Annotated in this window: 20 protein-coding genes; 9 read left to right on the forward strand and 11 right to left on the reverse strand. The window is 64.2% G+C overall.

Annotation, left to right across the window (positions count from 1 at the left end):
- Positions 1-3: 3 nt before the first annotated feature.
- The 4 genes from ACLFLU_RS31640 to ACLFLU_RS31655 all read right to left on the reverse strand — a co-directional run bounded on the left by ACLFLU_RS31640 (position 4) and on the right by ACLFLU_RS31655 (position 4,709).
- A complete protein-coding gene (locus tag ACLFLU_RS31640) occupies positions 4-981 on the reverse strand; it encodes an NAD(P)-dependent oxidoreductase (protein WP_426408636.1) in 978 nt (325 codons plus the stop codon).
- Between the two features lie 13 nt (positions 982-994).
- Positions 995-2,869 carry a TRAP transporter large permease subunit gene (locus ACLFLU_RS31645; RefSeq protein ID WP_426408637.1) on the reverse strand — a complete coding sequence of 625 codons (1,875 nt, stop codon included), beginning with the start codon at positions 2,867-2,869 and terminating at the stop codon, positions 995-997.
- A gap of 1 nt (position 2,870) precedes the next feature.
- Positions 2,871-3,902: a TRAP transporter substrate-binding protein gene (locus ACLFLU_RS31650; protein ID WP_426408638.1), complete on the reverse strand. Its 1,032-nt coding sequence runs from the start codon at positions 3,900-3,902 to the stop codon at positions 2,871-2,873.
- A gap of 363 nt (positions 3,903-4,265) precedes the next feature.
- The gene (locus tag ACLFLU_RS31655; protein WP_426408639.1) at positions 4,266-4,709 is read right to left on the reverse strand and encodes a DoxX family protein; all 444 of its coding nucleotides are present in this window, start codon (positions 4,707-4,709) and stop codon (positions 4,266-4,268) included.
- 95 nt (positions 4,710-4,804) lie between these two features.
- Here ACLFLU_RS31655 and ACLFLU_RS31660 point away from each other — a divergent pair, with 95 nt between their 5' ends.
- From ACLFLU_RS31660 to ACLFLU_RS31670, 3 genes are all read left to right on the forward strand, one after another.
- Entirely contained in the window at positions 4,805-5,725 is a 921-nt protein-coding gene (locus ACLFLU_RS31660; protein WP_426408640.1) for a LysR substrate-binding domain-containing protein, read from the forward strand.
- Between the two features lie 144 nt (positions 5,726-5,869).
- Entirely contained in the window at positions 5,870-7,384 is a 1,515-nt protein-coding gene (locus ACLFLU_RS31665) for a caspase family protein (protein WP_426408641.1), read from the forward strand.
- Between the two features lie 152 nt (positions 7,385-7,536).
- On the forward strand, positions 7,537-9,204 hold the full coding sequence (locus ACLFLU_RS31670) for a SulP family inorganic anion transporter (RefSeq protein ID WP_426408642.1): 1,668 nt from the start codon (positions 7,537-7,539) through the stop codon (positions 9,202-9,204).
- Between the two features lie 55 nt (positions 9,205-9,259).
- Here the strand turns inward: ACLFLU_RS31670 and ACLFLU_RS31675 are convergent, their stop codons facing one another.
- The 3 genes from ACLFLU_RS31675 to ACLFLU_RS31685 form a co-directional block, all read right to left on the reverse strand.
- A complete protein-coding gene (locus ACLFLU_RS31675) occupies positions 9,260-10,513 on the reverse strand; it encodes a thiolase family protein (RefSeq protein WP_426408643.1) in 1,254 nt (417 codons plus the stop codon).
- Between the two features lie 32 nt (positions 10,514-10,545).
- Complete coding sequence (locus tag ACLFLU_RS31680) at positions 10,546-11,769, reverse strand: cytochrome P450 (protein WP_426408644.1); 1,224 nt, start codon at positions 11,767-11,769, stop codon at positions 10,546-10,548.
- Positions 11,770-11,860: 91 nt separating this feature from the next.
- Positions 11,861-13,882 carry a class I adenylate-forming enzyme family protein gene (locus ACLFLU_RS31685; RefSeq protein WP_426408645.1) on the reverse strand — a complete coding sequence of 674 codons (2,022 nt, stop codon included), beginning with the start codon at positions 13,880-13,882 and terminating at the stop codon, positions 11,861-11,863.
- Between the two features lie 69 nt (positions 13,883-13,951).
- On the opposite strand from ACLFLU_RS31685, the gene ACLFLU_RS31690 reads away from it, so the two are divergent.
- Positions 13,952-14,584 carry a TetR/AcrR family transcriptional regulator gene (locus tag ACLFLU_RS31690; RefSeq protein ID WP_426408646.1) on the forward strand — a complete coding sequence of 211 codons (633 nt, stop codon included), beginning with the start codon at positions 13,952-13,954 and terminating at the stop codon, positions 14,582-14,584.
- Positions 14,585-14,642: 58 nt separating this feature from the next.
- Here ACLFLU_RS31690 and ACLFLU_RS31695 read toward each other — a convergent pair whose 3' ends face one another.
- The 3 genes from ACLFLU_RS31695 to ACLFLU_RS31705 all read right to left on the reverse strand — a co-directional run bounded on the left by ACLFLU_RS31695 (position 14,643) and on the right by ACLFLU_RS31705 (position 17,948).
- A complete protein-coding gene (locus tag ACLFLU_RS31695) occupies positions 14,643-15,002 on the reverse strand; it encodes a hypothetical protein (protein ID WP_426414116.1) in 360 nt (119 codons plus the stop codon).
- A 123-nt stretch (positions 15,003-15,125) separates the two neighbouring features.
- Entirely contained in the window at positions 15,126-16,418 is a 1,293-nt protein-coding gene (locus tag ACLFLU_RS31700; protein WP_426408647.1) for a Spy/CpxP family protein refolding chaperone, read from the reverse strand.
- 105 nt (positions 16,419-16,523) lie between these two features.
- Entirely contained in the window at positions 16,524-17,948 is a 1,425-nt protein-coding gene (locus ACLFLU_RS31705) for an FAD-binding oxidoreductase (protein WP_426408648.1), read from the reverse strand.
- An 88-nt stretch (positions 17,949-18,036) separates the two neighbouring features.
- On the opposite strand from ACLFLU_RS31705, the gene ACLFLU_RS31710 reads away from it, so the two are divergent.
- The gene (locus ACLFLU_RS31710; protein ID WP_426408649.1) at positions 18,037-18,543 is read left to right on the forward strand and encodes a thioesterase family protein; all 507 of its coding nucleotides are present in this window, start codon (positions 18,037-18,039) and stop codon (positions 18,541-18,543) included.
- A 2-nt stretch (positions 18,544-18,545) separates the two neighbouring features.
- On the opposite strand, the gene ACLFLU_RS31715 is transcribed toward ACLFLU_RS31710, so the two are convergent.
- Complete coding sequence (locus ACLFLU_RS31715) at positions 18,546-18,716, reverse strand: DUF1328 domain-containing protein (RefSeq protein ID WP_148775805.1); 171 nt, start codon at positions 18,714-18,716, stop codon at positions 18,546-18,548.
- Between the two features lie 240 nt (positions 18,717-18,956).
- Here ACLFLU_RS31715 and ACLFLU_RS31720 point away from each other — a divergent pair, with 240 nt between their 5' ends.
- From ACLFLU_RS31720 to ACLFLU_RS31735, 4 genes are all read left to right on the forward strand, one after another.
- Positions 18,957-21,599, forward strand: coding sequence for a UvrD-helicase domain-containing protein (locus tag ACLFLU_RS31720; RefSeq protein ID WP_426408650.1), 2,643 nt, complete (start codon positions 18,957-18,959; stop codon positions 21,597-21,599).
- A gap of 7 nt (positions 21,600-21,606) precedes the next feature.
- Positions 21,607-21,897: a type II toxin-antitoxin system HicB family antitoxin gene (locus tag ACLFLU_RS31725; RefSeq protein ID WP_426408651.1), complete on the forward strand. Its 291-nt coding sequence runs from the start codon at positions 21,607-21,609 to the stop codon at positions 21,895-21,897.
- Positions 21,898-21,985: 88 nt separating this feature from the next.
- Positions 21,986-22,402, forward strand: a complete 417-nt coding sequence (locus tag ACLFLU_RS31730) for a hypothetical protein (protein ID WP_426408652.1) — start codon at positions 21,986-21,988, stop codon at positions 22,400-22,402.
- Positions 22,402-23,070: an OmpA family protein gene (locus ACLFLU_RS31735; RefSeq protein ID WP_426414117.1), complete on the forward strand. Its 669-nt coding sequence runs from the start codon at positions 22,402-22,404 to the stop codon at positions 23,068-23,070. Before ACLFLU_RS31730 ends, ACLFLU_RS31735 begins: the two co-directional genes overlap by 1 nt.
- Positions 23,071-23,077 lie beyond the last annotated feature (7 nt).

Genomic DNA, 23,077 nt, shown 5'->3' on the forward strand with positions numbered 1-23,077 from the left:
AACTCATGGCCGCCGCGTCCACCGGTCGGCGTTGACGGCACCCTGCGGGGCCTCGCCCTTGATGATGGCGTCGACCTGCCGCACCGTTTCGAGCGACTGATATTCGATCGCCTGCGGCGTCAGGCCGCCGACATGCGGGGTTGCGACGACGTTGGCAAGCTTTGCCAGCTCCGGCGTCGGCATCTGGTCGGGGGCGCGGCCGACATCCATCGCCGCACCGGCGATGCGGTTCTCCAGCAGCGCCTTCGCGAGCGCAGCCTCGTCGACGAGATTGCCGCGCGAGAGATTGATGAAGACGGCATGCTTCTGCATGCGCGCCAGCGCCGCCTCCCCGATCAGCTTTTCGGTTTGCTCGTTGGCGATCGCGAGACAGATGACGTAGTCGGAAGCCGCCAGGAGCTCATCGAGACCGACCTGTTTGATCGCGCTGTCGTTGACATCAGCGAAAGGATCGGAGACCAGCACCTCCATGCGCATCACCTTGGCGATCTCGGCGAGGTAGCGACCGATGCTGCCATAGCCGATGATGCCGATTGTGCTGCCGGCGAGCTGCCGGCCCATCCGTGCCTCCGGCTTGCGGCCGGCGTGGTAGTCGGCTGTGGCCCGCGACACGCCGCGCGACAGGTCAACCATGAAGCCGACCGCGAGCTCTGCAACCGCCTGCACGAAGCCGGGACCGGCGCGCGTCACCAGCACGCCGGCTTGCGAGGCGGCATCGACGTCGATATTGCGGATGTCGACGGCGCAGCGAACGAAGGCACACAGGCGCGGCAATTGCGCGAAGATTTCGCCGCGCCCTTCCGTCATGCGATCGGCGACGATGATGTCGGCGTCCTTGGCCGCATGCACGAGGCTTGCGGAATCCAGCGCCTGGTCGCCCTCGTACAGGATCACGTCCGCAATCGCCCGCAGGCCGTTCAGGCTGCGGTCGCCGTAATAATTGCGGCGCATCTCCGGCGTGTGGGCCAGCAGGACTTTCACGGCAACACTCCCTTCAGTAGCCGAATGCGCGCGGCAAGGCAGTGCTCAGCCATGGCACGAAGGCGATGACGAGCAGGCAAAGGAACAACAGGCCGAGATAGCCCAGGATCGGCTTCACCGTCTGCTCGATCGGCACATTGCCGATCAGGCAGGCGCCGTAGAGCCCAAGCCCGAGCGGCGGCGCGAACAGGCCGACGCCCATCGCGATCACCAGCACAACGCCGAAATGCAGGGGATCGATCCCGAGCTGCACCGCCACCGGCAACAGCAACGGCCCGAAGATGATGAGCGCAGCCGCGCCTTCCAGCACCGAGCCCATCACGATCAGCACGCCGATCGCGAGCAGGATGAACAGCCAGGTGCCGCTCGTCTTGGACAGTCCCAGCATGAAGTCGCCGACCGCATGCGGCACTTGCTGCAAGGTCAGCGTGAACGCCAGCGATTGCGCGGCGGCGACGATGAACAGCACCAGCCCCGCACGCGTCGCCGCCTGAACGAAACTATGCGTCGCCGATCTGAAGCTGAGTTCGCGGAACACTACGCTGCCGACGATGAGCGCATATGCCACGGCAAAGGCGGAAATTTCGGTTGCCGTGGCAAAGCCGCTCTTGAAGCCGAAGAAGATCATGAAGATCAGGCCGAACGAGGCGATCGCGCCGCTCCATAGGCCCGAGACCGGCACCTGCGGCTCGACCTCCTCGGCGGCCGCCGGTGTCTTGCCGAAGATGATGGAGAAGGCGATCAGCACCGCCGCCATCAGCGCCGCCGGCAGCAGCCCTGCCATGAACAGGCCGCCGATCGACAGGTTCGCTACAAAACCCAGAATGATCAGATTGATGCAGGGCGGAATCGTCTCCGCCATCACCGCGGACGCCGCGAGCAATGCCACCGCACTGCCCGGATTCTGCTTCGAGCGGCGCGCCGCGGGGATCAGCACGGAGCCTACGGCCGCGACGTCGGCCATCTTCGAACCCGAGATGCCGGAGAACAGCACCATCGAGGCCACCATCACGACGTTGAGCCCGCCGCGCATGCGGCCCACGGCGCGCTGCAGCAGCTCGATCAGGCGCACCGACATGCCGTTGGCTTCCATGAGGTAGCCGACGAGGATGAAGAACGGGATCGCGAGCAGCACGAAATTGTCGATGCCACGCGCCATCTGCTGGGCGAAGATGACGCCGGGCAGCGCGCCCTCGCCCCAGATAAAGATCAGGGCGGCCAGCGCCAGCGCAAAACCGATCGGCAAGCCACCAAACAGCGTGGCGAAGAAGCCGATCAGCATCAGCACGCCCGCCGACGGCACCGAGGACGGCGACAGATAGTCCCAGGCGAGATAGAGGACGGTCACGACGGCGACCGCAACAAGGCCTCTCATGATGTCAGGCAGCGGTCGCGCGCAGAGATGGTCGATCGCGAACACCGTCATGAACAGCGCGCCGACGCCCATCGGATAGAAGGTCAGCTCCAAAGGCAGGCCGGAGCCGGTGGTCTGTCCCGCCGTCAGCGAGCCCAGCTTGATCGCGTTATAGGCGACGTAGCCGGAGATCAGCACGACGAGCACGGCGCTGGCGGCGTCGACCAGGGTACGCAGCCGCAACGCCAGCAGATCGCGGAAGAAGGACACACCGACATTCTCGCCGCGCGCAAGCGCACTTGCTGCGCCGAAGAAGGCCGATCCGACCATCAATCCGCGTGCGACGTCATCCGACCATTCGACCGGCGCGTTGAAGCAGAAGCGCAGCAGCACGGAGCCGCAGACGACCGCGAGATCGGCGGCCAGAAGAATGGCCGCGATCGCGTCGCTCAGGCGAAGCAGAAGGGCGACGCTGCCGCGGCGACCGCCCGAGAGCGGCACAGCCTCTGTGATCGCCAACCCGGATTTGGCCATCTCAGGCTTGCGTCGAACGAATGATATCGATGACGGCCTTGGACTCCGGGCGCGCCTTGATGAAATTCTCGGTCTGCGGCGCCACGCGCTTCTTGAACGCCTCGCGATCGCATTCGGCCACCGTCACGCCCTTCTCGGTCAGAGCCGCCAGCGCTTCCTTCTCGACTGCGAGCCCATGGGCCCGCGTGTCGACCGCGGCCTTCTTCGCGGCGTCGAGAAAGCCCTCGCGCAGCTTCGGATCCATGCGGGTGAAGGTCATGTCGCTGAAGTAGACTGCGAGCGGCGAGAAATTGTGCTGCGTCAGGGCGTAGAACTTCGCCGTTTCGAAGAACTTGCTGGCGAGGATCGTCGGCGGATCGTGCTCGAGGCCATCGAGCACGCCGGCCTGCAATGCCGTGTAGATTTCGCCGAACGCCAGCGGCGTCGCGGCCGCACCCATCAGCCGCAGACATTCCGTGATGACGGGATTCGGCAGGGTGCGGATCTTGAGACCGGCCAGATCCTCCGGTGTCTTCACCGGCTTCCTCGCCAGCACGCTGCGCGAGCCGAAATTGTAGGCCCAGGCGATGATACGGATGTTGCTGCCCTTGAGCAGGGCGTCCTCGATCGGCTTGGCGGCACCGGCGTCGAACGCCTTGGTCTGCTGCGGAAAGCTCGAGAAGAGAAAGCCGAGGTCGAAGGTGCCGACCAGCGGCACCAGATTGGCCGAGATCGACGAGCCCGACACCATGAGGTCGATGACGCCGAGCTTCACCGAATTGATGACGTCGATTTCCTGACCGAGCTGGTTGTCCGGGAAGAAGGCGACCTCGACCTGCTCGCCGAGCCCGTTGCCCTTCAAATTCTTGACGAGGTTGTCGTAATAGACGCGGCCGTTGGCGAATTTGGGATCGTTCGGCAGCGAGGAGGAGCATTTCAGCTTCAGCGTCGCGGCTTCGGCGCGGCCGATGATGGCGGGAGAGAGCACGAGGCCGGCGGTCACGGCCGTGGACGACTTGATGAACGTGCGACGGCTGACGGGCACGATAGTCATGGTGTCTCTCCCCAGTATTTTTTGTTCGCGGCCGCGGTCGTCGCCACGGCTTGTTGCGCGGACTGTATGGCCAAAGCGACGGGGCAGGCAAGGGTTGCGGCCAGCTCGGCGGAGACGGGACGAGAGCAAGCCGCGCCGGCAGAGACTGCAGCGAGATGCCTGCATTTGCCGATGTTTTCGATCATGCCGCATCGCGACCGAACGGCGGGCTATGCAAGTTTGACGCGGATCGATCCAATTCAGGTATGGATCAATGCCGAACGCAGATTGATGGGCTTTTGGCTGGTCACTGCGCGTTGGCACACAGCAAAAAGCTGCGGGACCGTGATCCCGCAGCTCTCACGTTTCAATGTTGCGACGATGTCAGCGCGACGACGCGACGCTCAACTGTCCATTCGCCGCCTCGACATCACGAGAGGGCCGCAGCGCGAAGGCGCCATCGCCGAGCAGCGCCTGCGCGACCAGCGCGATCGCCCAGAACGCGGGGTATTCCCAGCCGCCCTTCGGGTTGGTGAAGAAGAAGCCGGCGGCACCATGCACGGTGAAGATCGCGCCGAGCAGGATCGGGATGCCGGCCAGCGCCGCATAGCGGGTCCAGACGCCGAGGATCAGCGCAATGCCGCTGAGGACTTCGACAGTCATCACGAGGTAGGCCAGCTCAGGCGGGAAGCCGAGGCTGCCGAAGAATTTTGCCGTGCCGGCCGGGGTGAAAACGAACAATTTCAGGCTGGCATGGGCCAGGAACAGCACACCCAGCGTCACGCGCAGCACCAGCGCGGCGTAGGGAGCGGTACGGGAATCGATCATGGCGGTCTCCATTGTTGGTGCAGCTATGATCTATTCTCAAAAGAATGATAATCAGCTATTCTGGAAATATAGATCACACCCATAGAGTGAGATGAATGCTCGACCGGCTGACCAGCCTTGAAGTCTTCGCCAAGGTGGCAGCGAACGGCAGCCTGTCCGGTGCGGCCCGGGCGATGGGCCTGTCGCAGACCATGGTCACCAAGCACGTGGCCTCGCTGGAGGCACGGCTCGGCATCAAGCTGTTCCACCGCACCACGCGGCGGCTGTCGATCACCGAAGCCGGCCGCCTCTATCTGGAATCCTCCGAGCGGATCCTTGCCGACATGGAGACGGCCGATGCCGCGGTGGCGCGGGAGCGCGCCGAGCCGCGCGGATTATTGCGGGTCAACGTGCCCGTCGTGTTCGGCACGCGGCAGATTGCGCCGCTCATTGCAGACTTCTCGGAACGCTACCCCGAGGTCACCATCGAGCTGGGCCTCAACGATCGACTCGTCGATCTCGCCGAGGAAGGCTGGGACCTCGCGATCCGCATCGGACGCTTACGCGACTCCAGCATGGTGGCGCGAAAGCTCGCGCCGAACCGGCTGGTGGTCTGTGCCGCCCCGTCCTATCTGGCAAAGCACGGCACGCCGCGCACCGTCGCCGACCTCGCCGCGCATAATTGCCTCGGCTACACGCTCACGCAACAGGGCAGCGCCGCGGAATGGCCGTTCGGCGTCGACGGCGAGATCCGCATCCAGATCAGCGGCACCTTGCGCGCCAACAATGGCGATGCGCTGCGCGCCGCGACGCTGGCCGGCCTCGGCCTCGCGCGGCAGCCGACCTTCATCATCGCTGACGATCTGCGCGCCGGCACGCTGGTCGCGCTTTCGCTCGATCAGCCGGAAATGCAGTCCTCCGCGGTGCATGCGGTCTACCTGCCCGATCGCCGGCCACCGGCGAAGGTGCGTGCCTTCATCGATTTCCTCGCCTCACGCTTTGCACCTGTTACGCCCTGGGACCGCGGACTGTTCTGAAGGCACGACTCGAGGCGTCGGCTCCGGCAGATCTCCTGCCCCATTTTGCCGCACGCGAGAGAGTGAGATAGCGCACAGACAGAGTCATGGCGCGCGATTAGAAAAGGTGACATCCTCGCGCCATTTCCAAATGGAGGTGACACCATGCGCCGTCCAGTTCTTTGTCATTTGATTGTTGCCTCCGGCCTACTCGCACTCACGCAATTGACGGCGCCGACGCAGGCTGCGGCCGAAGCGCGGCTTGCGCTGGTGATCGGCCAGTCCGCCTATCGCACGGTGCCGGAACTGCCCAACGCCGCCAACGACGCCAAGGGCATGGCGGAGCTGCTCGGCAATGCCGGCTTCAACGTCACAGCGGCACCGAACCTGTCGCAGAATGAGATGCGCCAGACGATTTCCGATTTTGCGGGCAAGGTGAGCGCCAGCGGCGCCGACACGGTTGCGCTGGTGTTCTATGCCGGCCACGGCCTGCAGATCGACGGCGAGAACTATCTCGTGCCGGTCGATCTCGATCCCAAACGCGAGGCCGACATCCCGCTCCAGGGCGTGCGGCTGAACGACCTGCTCAATACGCTCGGCGCGCTGCCGACGCGGGCGCGCATCTTCATGCTCGATGCCTGCCGCAACAATCCGTTCCCGGCACTGAGCGGCGCCGGCCACGGACTCGCGATCGTCGACACCAAGGCAGGCGCGCCTGGCTCCTTCATCTCGTACTCGACCTCGCCCGGTGCCGAAGCCGAGGACGGATCCGGTGCCGACAGTCCTTACACCACGGCGGCGCTGACCGTCGCCAAGCAACCGAACGTCCCGATCGAGGAAGTGTTCAAGCGCATCCGCATCTCGGTGGCGCAATCGACCGACGGGCGGCAGATCCCGTGGGAAAGCTCGTCGCTGACGACCGACTTCAAATTCTTCGGTGGTGATAGCAGCGGCGGTCAGCCCCCTGCTCCGGGCGCGAACTCGATGGCCCTCGCCAGCGCCACGCGCAGCGTCGAGGATTGGCGCAAGGATTTGCAAGGCAAGGACGCCAGGGCCGCCTATCAACTCGTGATCGCCGACGACACCGTGCCCGCCTATCAGGCCTATATCGAGCTCTACGCGCAGGACGCCCAAACGCCGCGCTTGCGCACGGTGCTGGAGCGGCGGCGCCAGATGCTGGCGTGGGACCGCGCGGTGGCGATCAACACCCGCGCTTCGTACGAGGCCTATCTCGCGAACTGGGACACCAGCGATCTCGCGGCGACCGCGCGCCGGCTGCTGCTCCGCGTGCAGAACCGCAATTACGTCTTGCCGGTCGCGGCCGCTGCGGTCCCGGTCGCCGTCGCGATGGCGCCGACCTGCCCGTGCTCGACACCGTCAACGCCGGCGACGCCGATCAACCCGAAGGTTGCGCCTGTCATCAAGAAGCGCGTCGACGACACGCCGCCGCCGACAAAGCGCAAGGTCGTCGACACGCCGCCCAAGCGCCGGCCGCCGCCTGACGAGGTCGTCGTCGACCGTGCACCGCCGCCTTCCGGCCCGCCGCCCGCCGCCATCATGCAAGGCATCGGTGTCGGGATCGGCATGGGAATGGGAATGGGAATGGGCATGGGCGGCCGCGGCGGTGGCGGTGGCAGCGAGATGGGACACGGCGACTACGGCCACGGCACCAGATACTGAGGTTGCCGCACTGCGATAGACACGAATGTCCGCAAGCCTCGCTTGCGGACATTTCTGTTGATGGCGCCGGGCCTTCGCTGTCTGCCGTCCTCGAAGCTGGAAATGCTGTAGTCTGGCCGCCCAACGCAGATTTTCCGGGGGACTTCGCATCGATGCCGCAAGACGCTCACTCCAAAAAAACATGGCCGCTGTTCGGCTCGCTCGCCTCCTATTCCCTGCCCGGCGATCTCATGGCGGGGCTGACGCTGGCGGCGATTGCGATCCCGGAGCAGATGGCGACGGCCCGGCTCGGTGGCTTCGCGCCGCAGATCGGCTTCTTCGCCTTCATGGCGGGCTCGCTCGGCTTTGCGCTGCTCGGCGGCAACCGCTTCCTGTCCTGCGGCGCCGATTCCACGATCACGCCGATCTTTGCCGGCGGGCTTGCGGCGCTCGCCACGGCCGGCTCACCCGAATATCAGGGGCTCGCGATCGCGCTGGCCCTGATGGTGGGCGCGATGATGCTCGCCAGCGGCGCATTCCGGCTTGGCGGCATCGCCAACCTCCTGTCGATGCCGGTGATGGTCGGCTTCCTCGCCGGCATCTCCGTCCACATCATCGTGTCGCAATTGCCGGGCGTGCTGGGACTGGAATCGCCAAGCGGGCCGACGCTGGATCGTATCGGCGTGCTCGCAACCGAGATCGGCCGCACCAATCCCATCACCTTTTGCATCGGCTTCGGCGTGCTCGCGGTGGTCTTCATCTGCGAGAAGATCAGCGCAAAGATTCCCGGCGCGCTGATCGGGCTCGTCGCCGCGACGCTGGCCACGATCGCGCTTGGCCTCGAGAGCAAGGGCGTCAACGTCGTCGGCACAGTGCCGGGCACGCTGCCGCGACCGACCTTCCCCGCGCTTGCGCCGGAACTCTGGGTGCGGCTGGTGCCGCTCGCCTTCGTGGTCACAGTGGTCGTGATGGTGCAGACCGCGGCCACTACGCGATCCTTCCCGTCCGATCCCGACAAGCCCGCCGATGTCGATCGCGACTTCCTCGGCGCCGGCGCCGGCAGCGTGCTGTCAGGCCTGTTCGGCGCGTTTCCGGTCAATGCCAGTCCGCCGCGCACCGGCATCGTCGCCGAGACCGGCGGACAATCGCAGCTTGCGGGCCTTGCGGCTGCGGTGATTGTCTTGTTGTTGCTCGCCTTCGGAACGGGACTGCTGCAGCACGTTCCGGATGCGGCGCTCGGCGGCATCCTGCTGTTCGTGGCGCTGCGCATCATCCGCACCAAGCAGATCGTGACGATCTATCGCCAGTCGTTCAGCGAGTTTCTGCTGATCGTCGCCACCGCCGCGCTGATCATCGCGCTGCCGATCCAGCAGGGCGCGTTCCTCGGCATCGTGTTGTCGCTGCTACACGGCATCTGGAGCACCACGCGCGCGCGGCTCGTCGAGTTCGAGCGCGTGCCGGGCACCACGATCTGGTGGCCGGCGCACCCGCACATCACCGGCGAGCGCATCGCCGGCGTTGCCGTGATCGGGCTTCAGGCGCCGCTGTCCTTCCTCAATGCGCCCGGCTTCCGCAGCGACGTGACGACGGTCCTTGGCACGGCGACTCCGCAATTGCTGGTGCTGGAGGCGAGCGGCATGGTCGAGATCGACTTCACCGCCGCGCAGATCCTGCTCGACGTCTTCAAGGCATGCCGCGAACAGGGCGTCACGGTCGCGCTGGCGCGGCTGGAATCGGTGCGCGCGCAGGACGCCTTCGAGCGCTTCAAATTGTTCGATGCGCTGCCCCGCGAGCACGTCTTCCACAGCGTGGACGAGGCCGTGCGCAAGCTGGCGAAATAGCGGCCTTCAGCGTGCTATTTTTGAGCATCGGAGGGTATGACTTCTCTGATCGAATCTACTTCTCCAGTATCGTGATCGCGCAGGCCGCCTCGTCGAAGCCAATCACACCGCCTCCATTCTCTGCGAGCGCGATTCGCACATTTTTTGCCTGTCGTTCGCCGGCCTCTCCACGCAACTGCAGAACAAGCTCATGGATCATCGACAGGCCGGTAGCGCCCACGGGATGCCCCTTGGAAACGAGCCCGCCGGAGAGGTTTATGGGGCGTTCTCCACCCAGCGCGGTCGCACCGGAAGCGACATAGGCACCACCCTGTCCGTCGGCACAGAATCTCAGCATCTCGACCTGATAGATCTCACAGAACGATGTCGCGTCGTGCACTTCCGCTATATCGATTTCTGACGGTGAAAGTCCCGCCATCTTGTAGGCCTTGTCAGCAGCGATGCGTGATAATCCGGGCTCGTCGAGCGACCGATATTTTCCGCCTGACATGCTGCTGGCCCTCACCTTGACCGCACGCTCGCGCACCCGGCTCGGCAACGCTGCGAGGTATTCTCGCGAACAAACAAGAGCTGCCGCCGCTCCATCCCCAATCGGAGCACACATGCTTCGGGTCAGCGGATAGCTGATCTCCCGATCTGCCAGCACCTCGTCGACAGTCATCCTGAAACGGTATTGCGCAAGCGGATTGAGACTTCCGTGCTCGTGATTCTTTGCAGCACCTGCCGCGATCTGACGTCGCGTCGTGCCGTGACGCCTCATGTGATACGCCGCCTGCATCGCGTAAGTATCCATGAAGATCGTGCCGCGCTTTTCACCGGGCACGAAAGGTTTGCCACAGGCTCTTCCGGCTTCACCGTAATAGGCCAGCCACTCGTTCGGATCCAGTTGGTCGATGCCGCCGTCGAATATCTCCTGTGTTCGCTCAGGGGCATCCGGAACGAATGTTTTCTCGACCCCAATGGCCAACGAAAGCTGCGTGTCGCCGGACGCGATGTCCTTCCAGGCGCCATGGAAGGCTTGAGACGCCGTGGCACAGCCACCTTCGACGTTCATCATCGGGACTCGCTCGGGAAACAGGCCCTCCCGCACCAATGGAGAGAAACAGACCTGTCCGCGGATGCTGCGCTGTCCGAACGAGCTCATACCGCAGTTTCCGAACCACGCCATTGCAATGTCGCGTCCATCCTCCATCCCTGCATCGGCGAGGACAGCATGGTAGACCTCGCGCGTCAGCGCCTTGAAGCTCGTTTGCGGCTTCTTAGCGAACGAAGTACATGCGGTTCCAATAACGTAGACTTCCGGCATCATCTGTTGCACCAGTATCAAATACGGCAGGCGGATTAGCGCAGACGCACGGGGAGCGACTGCAGGCCCCGGAGAATGAGCGAGTCTTTCCACTCCGGAGCTCCGGCGGTCGCCAGTGAGATGTCAGGAAAGCGCTCGATCAATGAGCGAAGCGCGATCTGCCCCTCGAGTCTGGCGAGTTGCGCGCCAAGGCAAAAGTGAATGCCATGACCGAAAGTCAGATGCGCGTTCGGCGATCGGCTGACATCGAACCGATCCGCATCCGCAAACTGTTCGGGATCTCGATTGGCGGCATTGATGAACGCAAACAGACGCTGCCCCCGCAACAGACGCTTGCCCCCGAAATCGACGTCCGCAGTGACGACGCGCGCCAAAGCGCCGCTTGGACCGTCGTATCTCAACCATTCCTCCACAGCCGGTTCGACCAGGGAGGACTCGTCTTTGAGGCGCCTCCATTGCTCCGGCGACTTCATGGTGTAATAGAGTCCGTTGCCGATCAGATTGGTCGTCGTTTCATGTCCTGCAAACAACAGCAGGATACAGGTCGCGATCACCTCATCATCGGTCAGCGCCTCGCGATCGTCGCGCGACGACACGAGCTGACTGATCATATCGGCCTGCGGATCAGCAACACGCTTGGCGAGGACGCCGCGAAAGTAGTCCGCCATGGCTTTGGCCCCGGCCTCGGCGCGCAGATATTTGTCGGCTGTCGCGCGGGAGGTTCCGATGAACAGCGCGATGTCATCGGACCAGTCCTTGACCAGATGCAAGTCCTCCCGCGGCACGCCAAGCAAGTCCATCATGACAGTGGCTGGCAGCGGGTAAGCGAAATCGGCGATCCAGTCGACCACTCCTGTCGAGCGCGACTTTTTCTCCATCTCGTCGAACAAGAGCCCGACGATCTGCTCGACATTCGGCTCCAGCAGCTTGACCGACCGCGAGGTGAAGGCCTTGGTGAATAGCCGGCGCAGGCGCGTGTGCTCGGGCGGATCACGAAAGACCATCCACTTGCCGAGATAGGTCATTAGATGGGCATAGCTGCCCTGACTGTCAGCAGGCACGGTTGCGAAGAATGGCGCCAATCGCTCGGCGGAGATGCCGGTGTTGGCCACGGCCACGCGCTTCACGTCGTCATAGCGCGTGATGACCCACGCCTTCATGGCAGACGACCAATGCACCGGATCACGCTGACGCAGTTGTGCGTACAGCGGGAACGGATCGGCATTTGTCTTGGGATCAGCGAAATCCAGGTTCAACATTGAGGAAATTCCCTATCCTCTCGGCGCGAGGAAACTTGACGCGCCGGGCCCGATCGCCGGGCCAAGGCCACGCTGGCGGCAGTGAAGCGGCTCATTTACGGAATCGGGCTTCGTTTGGCGTCGTCAGCCCACAAACACCCTGCTCTTCGATAATTCGCGCGATGTATCGTCCCCTCTCCGTGCCCTTTTCGAGCTCCAGGAGCACTTCCCGCGGCGTGGCCGGGTCTCCATCGATCTTTAGGTGCTGCATGTCGAAGAGCCCGGGCGGCATGCTCTGACAGAACCCGGTAAATCGTTCGAGTGCCGTGCTCACCGTATCGCCCCAGAAGTCGACCAGGGGCCGCTTGAGAGTCTTTCCCGCGGCGTTGGCCGGCAAAGTGGTCGCGAAGACCACATACTCGGGGGTCTCGTATCTCGCCAGATGCTTCGCACAATGGTCGCGGATTTCCTCCACCGTCACGCTCTGCCCGGGCTTGAGCACCACCACCGCCTTCAGGCGTTCCGAGAATACATGGTCGGGTACTCCGACCACCGCTGCCCGCAGAACTTTCGGGTGCAGATACAGCTTGTTCTCCACCTCGATGCAGTAGACGTTTTGGCCACCACGCACGATCATATCTTTCTTGCGATCCAGCAGCCAGAGGTAGCCTTCCTCATCGATCTTGGCCCAGTCACCAGACAGGACGAAGCCGTCGCGCCGGAACACTTCGGCTGTCTTGCCGGGCTCCTCCCAGTATCCCGCATTGGTCTGTTGGCCGCGGTAAGCGACTTCGCCGATGACATTGGGCTCGAGGATTTCGTTGCCGTTATCGTCGAAGATCGCAATGTCGGTGTTCGGGGTTGCCAGGCCGCAACTCGTGATCTTGCGGATCGCATCTTCGGTGGGCAGCGCAAAGCCAAGCGCCGTGCTTTCCGAGACCGAGCCCGCATTCACCATCGCGATGGGCGCGAACTCCCGCTTGAGCTGATTGATGAACGTCTCCGCGGACGCATGACCGCCAAAGATGATCTTCTTGAGAGTCGAGCAGTCATGGTTCCGGAATTCCGGATGGTTCATCATCATCCAGAGCATGATCGGCGCCGCAACCGCCCATGTTGCCCGCTCCGCCTCGATGAGCTTGATGGCGTCGAGCGGCGAAAATGCCGCCATGACCACACATTTTCCGCCGCTCAGGAGCGCGGGCAGGAAGTCCGCGTAAACAGCGGTGTTGTGATAGAGCGGCGGCATACAGAGATTAACGTCGTCAGCATTCAGCTCCCTGGCTGCCATCACGACGTTCTGGGCGCAGCCGAGCGCGTTGATGTGCATGGCCATGGTGCCCTTCGGCACCCCGGTCGTGCCGGAGGTGAACGAGATCGCGCAGAGGTCCCACTCGTCGACGGTCTCGTGTTCGGCGGCCGTCGTCCCGGCACGCGTTAGCTCGGCGAAGGGGCGCGTACCTGGCGCCGCATCTGCGCCAATGAGGAACACGGCCTGCACGCTCTCGAGGCTGGCTCGCACCGAGGCGATCTTGCCGTTCCAGACTTCGGAGGAGACTACGAGCCCTCTGGCACCGACCTTGTTGATCTGCGCCGCCAGTCCCTCCGCGTGCAGACCGAGGTTGACCGGAACCGCGACCCCGCCGAGCTGGATGATTGCAAGGTAGCTGATGACATACTCCGGGCATCCGCTCGTCAGCAGGCACAGCCGATCACGCTTCCGGAATCCGAAGTCCTGACGAAGCCGTGCGGCAACGCGGTCAACCTGGCTGCCGACATCGCCCCACGTCATCCTGTCGCCACTGGGATGGAAGACATAGGCCTCGCGATCGGGCCACCGCGCCACATTGGCGGCCAGGCATTCCGAAATACTGCGCGGCCGGTCGCGATAGGCCCAGATTTCCGTGCCTTCCCAAGCGATGCCACGCCCGCGCGGAGCCGCAATCCTGACGACCTGCTCGGCAAGCTCCGGATAGACGTCGCGCCACGACTTGCACGCGCCTTTGGCGGGGCCTTTGACCTCCCAAGCTCCCATATTCCCTCCTTGTTGATCCGGGTAAGCCATACCGCCCGGTGCCGGGTCGTTCGTCGGATCTCGCATGATTGGACTACCAAACAACTGTTTGTTTGGCAAGCTCACCCTCCTCGACGAAGCGCAGCGCGTCAGGTAAGAGAGGCATTAGCCCGCACACGAACCGATCAAATGATTGCGAAAAGACGCGCCCGACCCGCACCGCAAGCCCAGCCCACAAAGGCAAGACACCGGCCCCGCAAGAACAACGAACAGCAAGAACTTTCAGAAGATCGTCGGCAGGTGCTGATCAACGAGGCCGCCCGACTGTTCGGCAGCAAGGGTTACGAAAACACGTCAATGCGCGACATCGCGGCGGCTGTCGGTATCCTGCCGGGATCGCTGTATCATCACTTTGCCTCCAAGGAGGAGTTGTTCGTCGCCGTCTATTCCTTTGCTGTATCGCAGTCGGGTGACGCATTGAGGGCGGCGATCGAGGGCAAAATAGATCCCTGGGCTCGCCTGGAAGCGGCCTGTATCGCGCATGCGCAAGGCTTGCTGGAGAGAAATCGCTTCGCCGCAGTACTGGTCTCACACCTCTCGGTCACGAGCCTGCCGGAAGCGGTCGTTACCTTGCGCGACAGCTATGAATCCGTCTTCAAGGAGCTGATCGCGGACCTTGAGCTACCGGCAGGAGTTGATCAACGCATCTTCAGACTTGCACTGCTGGGAGCGATGAACTGGGCGATCACCTGGTATCGCCCCGGCGGCGAGACACCCGCGAGCATCGTGCGGAAAATGCTGACGATCATTCGGCGGAAGTAAGCGGCTCGGTCGCAGCCGGCTCTCACGATGCATAGGTTGAGCACAGGCAGCTTCCCAACTAGGCCAGCGTCGGATGATCCCGCTGCACCGCCTCGCGGATCCAGCTTGCATGGATCGCGCGAAACAGGATCTGCGCGGTCTTGAGGTCATTAGCCTTCATGCAGAGATCGACGATGCGATGCACCGCGTCGTCGCGCATCAATCCGTCTGAGATATTCATCGCGATCTCCATCGCGACCTTCGCCGCCCGCTCGTAGCGCTCATTTTCGCGCTTGTCGTTGCGCGCGGATCCCGCTGCGCTTGCGGCGGCAGCCTCACAGATGGCACGAATGCGCTCGGCGGCTTCGATGTCACCGAGCGGCCCCTCGATCGCTTCGTCCCAGATGTCCTCCGGCTTCTTCCTTGCGAACAACTTCATCGCCTCGCCACCCGTGGTGTTCCGGCCATCCATTGTTGAGCTTCAGCTCCACCCAGCATAGAGAACCGTCGTGGGATCGGCGAGGCGGTTTTTTCCGCCACATTTCCGTGGCTCGCGACACGCTCAGGACGTCCGACGTGGCCCGATCGCCTCGAACTGCGCCTTCTGCTCGTCGTTCAGCGTGGCGTAAAAATCCTCCAGCGCCGCGCGAACCGACTTGACGCCGTCGAGCATTACGTCGAGCCGCTTGCGGACCGCGGCCATTCGGGACGGCGGCGTCATCACGTCGTTGGGTTGGCAGGCCGCCTTGAGCGATGCGCTGACCTTGCCGCTGGTGTCCTGGAGCACCTGTAGCGCAGCGCGCTGGGTGTCGTTGGGATGAAGCCTCGCCTCGATGTCGGCGCCGGGCCAATCGAGCGCAGCAGACGCACCGCAATTCTGGACCAGCGATCCATTGGCATTGCCGGAAGCCGTCGCGCGACGCTGATCTTCGGCCAGTGCATTGAAGCGCGCCTTCTGCTCGTCCGTGAGCGAGCCATAGAATTTGTCCAGCGCCGGCTGAACGAGATCGACGGCTTTCGCCATCGCCTCGATGCGCTGCTGCATCGCCGCCAGCCGACCGGGCGCCGTCGCCGCAACCTGCGCCGGACAGGACGCGCGGATCATCTCCGCCGCCTGGATCGAGGCATTGCCGAGTTCGTCGAGGCTTGCACCTTGCGTCTCCGTCGGCTGCACCGCAGCTGCGATCTGGTCGATCGGCAGGCCGACGATCTCGCGGCGGTCGCTGCCGCAAAGCTGATCGAGCGCAAAGCCTCTCGCTTGCCGCCGTCCCTGCGGCCGTTGCGGCAGATAGGCCGAGAGGCCGTCATAGCCATAGGGCCCGAAGATGCCGGCATAGATGTCCGGATAGCCGTAGCCCCAGAAGCCGAGACCGTCGCCCCAGATCGTGTAGTCGTAGAGGTCGTTATAGGCGAACGGCCAGAACAACGGTCCGACCCAACCATAGCCGCCCCCGGCATGTTGCCACCATCCGCTGCTTGCGCCATGCCAGCCGGCAAGTGCGGCCGCGGCTGCGATCTGGGCGCGCGCCGCCGGATTGCTGATCAGTCGGCCGTTGCGGAACGCGCTGGAGTGCACGTTGCGGAAATTCGCAGGACGGACGCCCGCATTGCGGATCTGGCCGAAGTTCGGACCACCATGTCGAACTCCTGTTGCGAACCGCACCCCGCCATGATGCCCGCCGCCGCCATGCGCGTGCCCGAAGCCATGACCGCCAAAATGGCCGCCACCATGATGGCCACCGCCGTGACCGCCTCCGTGCCCCCCGCCATGTCCACCGCCGCCCTTTCCCAGAGCCGAGCCTGCCAGCATGCAGGCGAGCGCCATCACGGCAATTCCAATGACCGGTCGCAACATCGTATCCTCCCAGCAAAGCCGCGCCATCGAGGCATCGGAAGTTGACAGGAATTGGAACCTGCGCGGTGACCGAAAGTTCCGCGACTGCGACACAGCAGGCGCGCGCTACGCCTCCGGCACGATCTTGCCGGGGTTGAAGATGTTTTGCGGATCGAGTGCCTTTTTCAGCGCACGCATCGCATCGATCGCCTCGGGGCCAAGCTCGGCCTTGAGATATTTCTGCTTGCCCTGGCCGATGCCGTGCTCGCCGGTGCAGGTGCCGTCCATTGCCTGCGCGCGCTCGACGAGGCGGTGCATGAACTCCTCACCGCGCGCCATCTCGGCCGCGTCGTTGGTGTCACACACCAGCGAGCAGTGGAAATTGCCGTCGCCGACATGGCCGACGATCGGCGACAGCAGGTTGAGCCGCTTGAGATCTTCCTCGGTCTCGCTGACGCAATCGGCAAGCCGCGAGATCGGCACGCAGACGTCGGTTGCGACCACGCCGATGCTGTCGCCGGGCCGCAGCGCCTTGACGGACCAATAGGCATCGTGCCGCGCCTGCCACAGCTTTGTGCGATCCTCAGGCTTGGTGGTCCAGGAGAAATCGCCGCCGCCACACTCCTTTGCGATCTCGCCGAACGCCTTCGACTGTGCATCGACCTCGATCTCGCTGCCGTGGAATTCCATCAGCAGCAGCGGCGTCTCCGGCAGCGTCAGCTTCGAATAGGAATTGCAGGCCTTCACCTGCGCGGCATTGAGCAACTCGATGCGCGCCACGGGAATACCGGTCTGGATCGCCAGGATCACGGCCTGACACGCTCCATGCACGGTCTCGAACGACACCGCGGCCGCCGCGATCGTCTCGGGAATGCCGCGCAGCCGAATGGTCAGCTCGGAGATGATGCCGAGCGTGCCTTCGGCGCCGACGAACAGATGCGTCAGGTCGTAGCCGGCCGAGGACTTCTTCGCACGCGTGCCCGTGGTGATGATCTCGCCATCGCCGCGCACGACTTTCAGCGCCAGCACGCTGTCGCGCATGGTGCCGTAGCGCACCGCGTTGGTGCCCGAGGCGCGCGTCGAGGCCATGCCGCCCAGTGAGGCGTCCGCGCCGGGATCGATCGGGAAGAACAGGCCCTGGTCGCGCAGATGCTCGTTGAGCGCCTTGCGGGTGACGCCGGGCTGGATCACGCAGTCGAGATCCTCGGCATGTACCGCGAGCACCTTATTCATGTCGCGCAAATCGATCGAGATGCCGCCGGCGGGCGCGTTGACCTGGCCCTCGAGCGAGGTGCCGGTGCCGAAGGGAATGACGGGCACGCCATTCCGAGCGCAGATCCGCACCACATCCTGGATGTCGGCAGTCTCCTGCGCCATCACCACACCGTCCGGCGGCTGGTTGACGATCCATGTCGTGGTATGGCCGTGCTGCTCGCGGACGGCCTGCGAGGTGATGAGACGGTTACCGAAGCGTGCGGCAAGCTGCTCCAGCGCGCTCGCCAGGGCTTTCGGCTCCGGCCGCGGCGGATTATTGGTGATGGTCGTACCCACGGAAAGTCCTCCCGACGAGAAGAAACCGTGGCAAAGGACATCTCACCGGTCAAGTCAAGCGACCGGACGCATAGCCAGGGAATGAGACATGCCGGAGAGTGCCGCCACCGCCCCTACGCCTAAACCGTTCCGCAGCTCGATCATGCAGATCGAGCCGCAATGGATCGACTATAACGGCCATCTCAACATGGCCTATTACAACGTGATGTTCGACCGGGCGATCGACCAGATGTGGCTGCAGCTCGGGATCGGGCCGGGATACATGAAAGAGCGCAACGGCTCGACCTTCACCGCCGAATGTCACGTACGGTATCTTCGTGAGATCCACCTCGGCGATCCCGTGCAGGTCTCGGTCTGGTTGCTGGAGGCGGACGACAAGCGCCTACACACGTTCCAGGAGCTGCGACACGCCACCGAGGGCTGGCTGTCGGCAACTTCCGAGAACATGTCGCTGCACATCGACATGGGTTCGCGCAAGGTGGCGGCGTTTCCGCCTGACATCAGCGAGCGCATCACGGCCGTCGTCGAGGCTCACAGCGCCGTGCCGCGGCCCGAGGGCATCGGCCGAAACGTGGCGATGCCCTCGAAGAGATAACGCTAGATCCTGCGGCCGCGGGCAAGGCCGACCACGGCCGAGACCAGGAACAGGACGATCGCGACAAAGAAGATGATCTTGGCGATTTCGATCGAGGCGCCGGCGAGGCCGCCGAAGCCCAAGATGGCGGCGATCAGCGCGATAACCAGAAATGTCACAACCCAGCTAAGCATGATCCGAACCTCCGTTTGAATGACTGTCTGCGATCGGCGCGGCTGGCGCGCCTCACTTGCCCAGACAATCTCGACGTGGGAACGAAGGTTCCTGCCCGCGCAAGGTGGAAATTCGCAGCGAGCGCGGGAACAAATCGGCGCGCCGCGCACGTGGAAAACCCGTCCCCGCGACCCCATATAGCCACCAATCCCTGTTATGAAGGCTCCCTTCCACCACCCCGCGGTGCCATCGTGGGGCCAATGATTCGCATGACCGAGCCGAGCAAGATCACCAGCGTACCTGACCACCAGCCCGCAGCCGGCGGCATCGCCGCGCGTGCGCGCGCCTCCGTGGGCCCGAAATATTTGACCGGGCTCAATCCCGAGCAGCGCGACGCTGTGGAGACGCTGGATGGCCCGGTCCTGGTGCTGGCCGGCGCCGGCACCGGCAAGACCCGCGTGCTGACCACCCGCATCGCCCATATCCTGAGCCAGGGCCGCGCGCGCCCCGCCGAGATCCTGTCGGTGACCTTCACCAACAAGGCCGCGCGCGAGATGAAGCATCGGCTCGGCCAGATGCTCGGCCAGGCCGTCGAGGGCATGCCGTGGCTCGGCACCTTCCACTCCATCGGCGGCCGCATCCTGCGCACCCATGCGGAGCTGGCGCAGCTCAAGTCGAATTTCACCGTGCTCGACACCGACGACCAGGTGCGGCTGCTGAAGCAGCTGCTGCAGGCCGACAACATCGACGACAAGCGCTGGCCCGCGCGCATGCTGGCCGGGCTGATCGACGGCTGGAAGAACCGCGGCCTGTCGCCGTCGCAGGTGCCATCAGGCGAAGCCGCTGTCTTCGCCAACGGCAAGGGCGGCAAGCTCTATGCGAGCTACCAGGAGCGGCTGAAGATTTTGAACGCCGCCGATTTCGGCGACCTGCTGCTCGAGGACATCCGCATCTTCCGCGAGCATCCGGATATCCTCCGTCAGTACCAGCAGCGCTTCAAATTCATCCTGGTGGACGAATACCAGGACACCAACGTCGCGCAGTATCTGTGGCTACGGCTGCTGTCGCAGGCACCTTCTCTCACCTCTCCCCGCGTGCGGGGGGAGGTCGCATCGCAGAATGATGCGGATGAGGCGGACTCTCCGAGCACCGCGCTCGTGGAGACTCCCTCTCACCCCGCCCCTCCTGGCGCGAGCGAAGCTCGTCGCGACCCCGCATCCGCCTTCGCCAAGGCTTCGGCGGACATGAGCGGGGAGAAGGAGAAGACATCCCACGTCAAAAACATCTGCTGCGTTGGTGACGACGACCAGTCGATCTATGGCTGGCGCGGCGCGGAGGTCGACAACATCCTGCGCTTCGAGCACGACTTTCCCGGCGCCAAGGTGATCCGCCTCGAGCGCAACTACCGCTCGACCGGCCACATCCTCGCGGCCGCATCGCACCTGATCGCGCATAACGAAGGCCGGCTCGGCAAGACGCTGCGCACCGAAGACCAGGACGGCGAGAAGGTCACGGTGACGGGATCGTGGGATTCGGAAGAGGAAGCCCGCGGCATCGGCGAGGAGATCGAGCAGATCCAGCGCAAGGGCGAGAAGCTCAACGAGGTCGCCATTCTCGTGCGCGCGTCCTACCAGATGCGCGAGTTCGAAGACCGTTTTGTCACGCTCGGCCTGCCCTATCGCGTCATCGGCGGCCCACGCTTCTACGAGCGCGCCGAAATCCGCGATGCGCTGGCGTACTTGCGCGTCATCAACTCGCCCGCCGACGATCTCGCCTTCGAGCGCATCGTCAACGTGCCCAAGCGCGGGCTCGGCGATGCCACCGTGCAGATGCTGCACGACCACGCCCGCAAGCGCCGCATTCCGCTGTTCGAGGCGGCGCGCGCGGTGATCGAGACCGATGAGCTGAAGCCGAAGGCGCGCGGGTCGTTGCGCGACGTCGTCGCCCAGTTCGACCGCTGGCGCGCGCAGCGCGAGGTTACCGCGCACACCGACCTCGCCCAGATCGTGCTCGACGAGAGCGGCTACACCGAGATGTGGCAGAAGGACCGTTCGGCGGATGCCGCCGGCCGGCTGGAGAACCTGAAAGAGCTCGTGCGCTCGATGGAAGAGTTCGAGAACCTGCAAGGGTTTTTGGAGCACATCTCGCTGGTGATGGACCGCGACAACGGCGCCGAGGAAGACGCGGTGTCCTTGATGACGCTGCACTCGGCCAAGGGTCTCGAATTCGACAACGTGTTTCTGCCCGGCTGGGAGGAAGGCCTGTTCCCGAGCCAGCGCACGCTGGACGAACAGGGCCGTGCCGGCCTCGAGGAAGAGCGCCGGCTCGGCCATGTCGGCCTGACGCGGGCGAGGCGGCGCGCGAAAATCTATTTTGCGACCAACCGCCGGATCCATGGCACCTGGTCGACCACGATCCCGTCGCGCTTCCTCGACGAATTGCCGGCGGCCAATGTCGAGATCACGGAATCCAAGGGCGGCTCGGCCTGGGGCGGCACCGGCGGCTATGGCGCCTCGCGCTTCGACGACATGGAAGCCTTTGGCTCGACCTATTCGACGCCGGGCTGGCAGCGCGCCCAGGCCAACCGCAACCGCGGCGGCGGACGCAATGGCGGTGGCGGGCGTGGCGGCTTCGAGGAAGAGGCCTCGAATTTCTCGTCGTCTTCGTCATCCGGACCCGATTTCGGCAGCTTCTCCTCGCGCCGCCGCGGGCCGATGACGATCGAGGGCGAGCTGGTCGCCAAATCAACCGGCACGACGTCGGAATTCTCGCTCTCCGACCGCGTCTTCCACCAGAAATTCGGCTACGGCCGCGTCACCAAGATCGACGGCAACAAGCTCACCATCGCCTTCGACAAGGCCGGCGAGAAGAAGGTCGTGGATAGTTTCGTGCAGCGGGCGTGAGGCAGATATGCCTCACTACGTCGCCGTCATCGAAGACAACGGCCCGGACGAGGCCGTTGGCATGTGGTTTCCGGACCTGCCCGGTTGCATGTCCGGCGGCGACGACGTCGACGAGGCCTTGGAAAATGCGCCCGAGGCGATTGCGTTCTACGCGCAGGAGCTGATCGAGGACGGCCGCGCGCTTCCCACGCCGCGGACCTTGGACGAGCTCAAGGCCGATCCCGAATTTGCCGACGACATCAGGAACCACACGACCGTCCTGATCGAATTTCCTCCCAGCACCGACGCCGAGGAGTGAGGACTGTTCGCCGCACCGGCCGGACTCTCGACAATTCCGGGGCGAACAGCCCTTGACCATGGCGAACTTCCCCGTATCAGATGCAGCCATGGTCCGGGGCTCCATCACACTGATCGTGCTTGCATTGGGGATGCCGTCGCTCGCGACGGCGGAGACCATGAGCTTTGGCGATTCGATCGGGCTGCTGGCAAAAAGTTGCGGTGCGGAAATCGTCGCCAATTGCCGTGGCGTCAATCCGGACTCCACCCGCCTGAAGGAGTGTCTGTCCCGCAACCGGGACGTGCTCTCACAGCGGTGCCAGAGCGACTACCTCACCGTGTTCGACGCCATCCAGAAGCGCGTCGCCGCCCGCGTCACGGTCGCGAACGCCTGCCAGCGCGAGATCGTCAAGGTCTGCGGCGGCTCGACCAAGGAGACCAGCAAGTCGATCCCGTGCCTGATCTCGACGCCCAAGGGCATCAGCAACAACTGCCTGAAGGCCGTCGACGACGCGGGGTATCGATGATGCGGGCAACCGGGCACATCACCGCCGGACTCGGTTTCGCGTTGGGCCTTGCTCTGCTCGCGGGCGCGGCCGGCGCACAGACGGCGCCGACCCGCGACGACATCGTCGGCAAGCTCAATCATTTCGAGGAGGCCCCCGAGGTCGACCTCCCCGCGCTGAAGCAGCAGGTGATGGAGCGGGCCAAGGCCAGGATCAAGAACGATCCGGGTCCGGTGAACCGGCCGCTGATCGCGCCTGATCTGGCCAAGCTGCCCGCCTTCAACGCCCAGATCCAGTTCGACGCCGACACGCCGATCATCCAGCCGGACTCCTACCAGACCGTCGGCCGGATCGCCGACGCAATGGTTCACGCCTCGCTGCTGCCCTACACGTTCCTGATCGTCGGCCATGTCGAGTCCAATCAGAAGACGCGGGAAGCCAACGCGATCCTGAGCCAGCGCCGGGCGGATGCGATCCGCGATGTGCTGGTGAACACGTTCAAGATTTCGACCAAGCGGCTGCAGCCGGTCGGCCTCGGCGAGGAGCAGTTCCTCGACCGCGCCAAGCCGACCTCGGCAGTCAACGGCCAGTTGCAAATCCTGACCTTTGCCAAAGTGCCCGAAGATGCGCCTGCGCATCCCGCAGCAGCCCCTGCGCCTGCTGCGAAAAAGCCCGCCAAGAAGCATTGAGCGCGCG

This window comes from Bradyrhizobium ganzhouense (assembly GCF_049949285.1).
GTDB lineage: Bacteria > Pseudomonadota > Alphaproteobacteria > Rhizobiales > Xanthobacteraceae > Bradyrhizobium > Bradyrhizobium ganzhouense.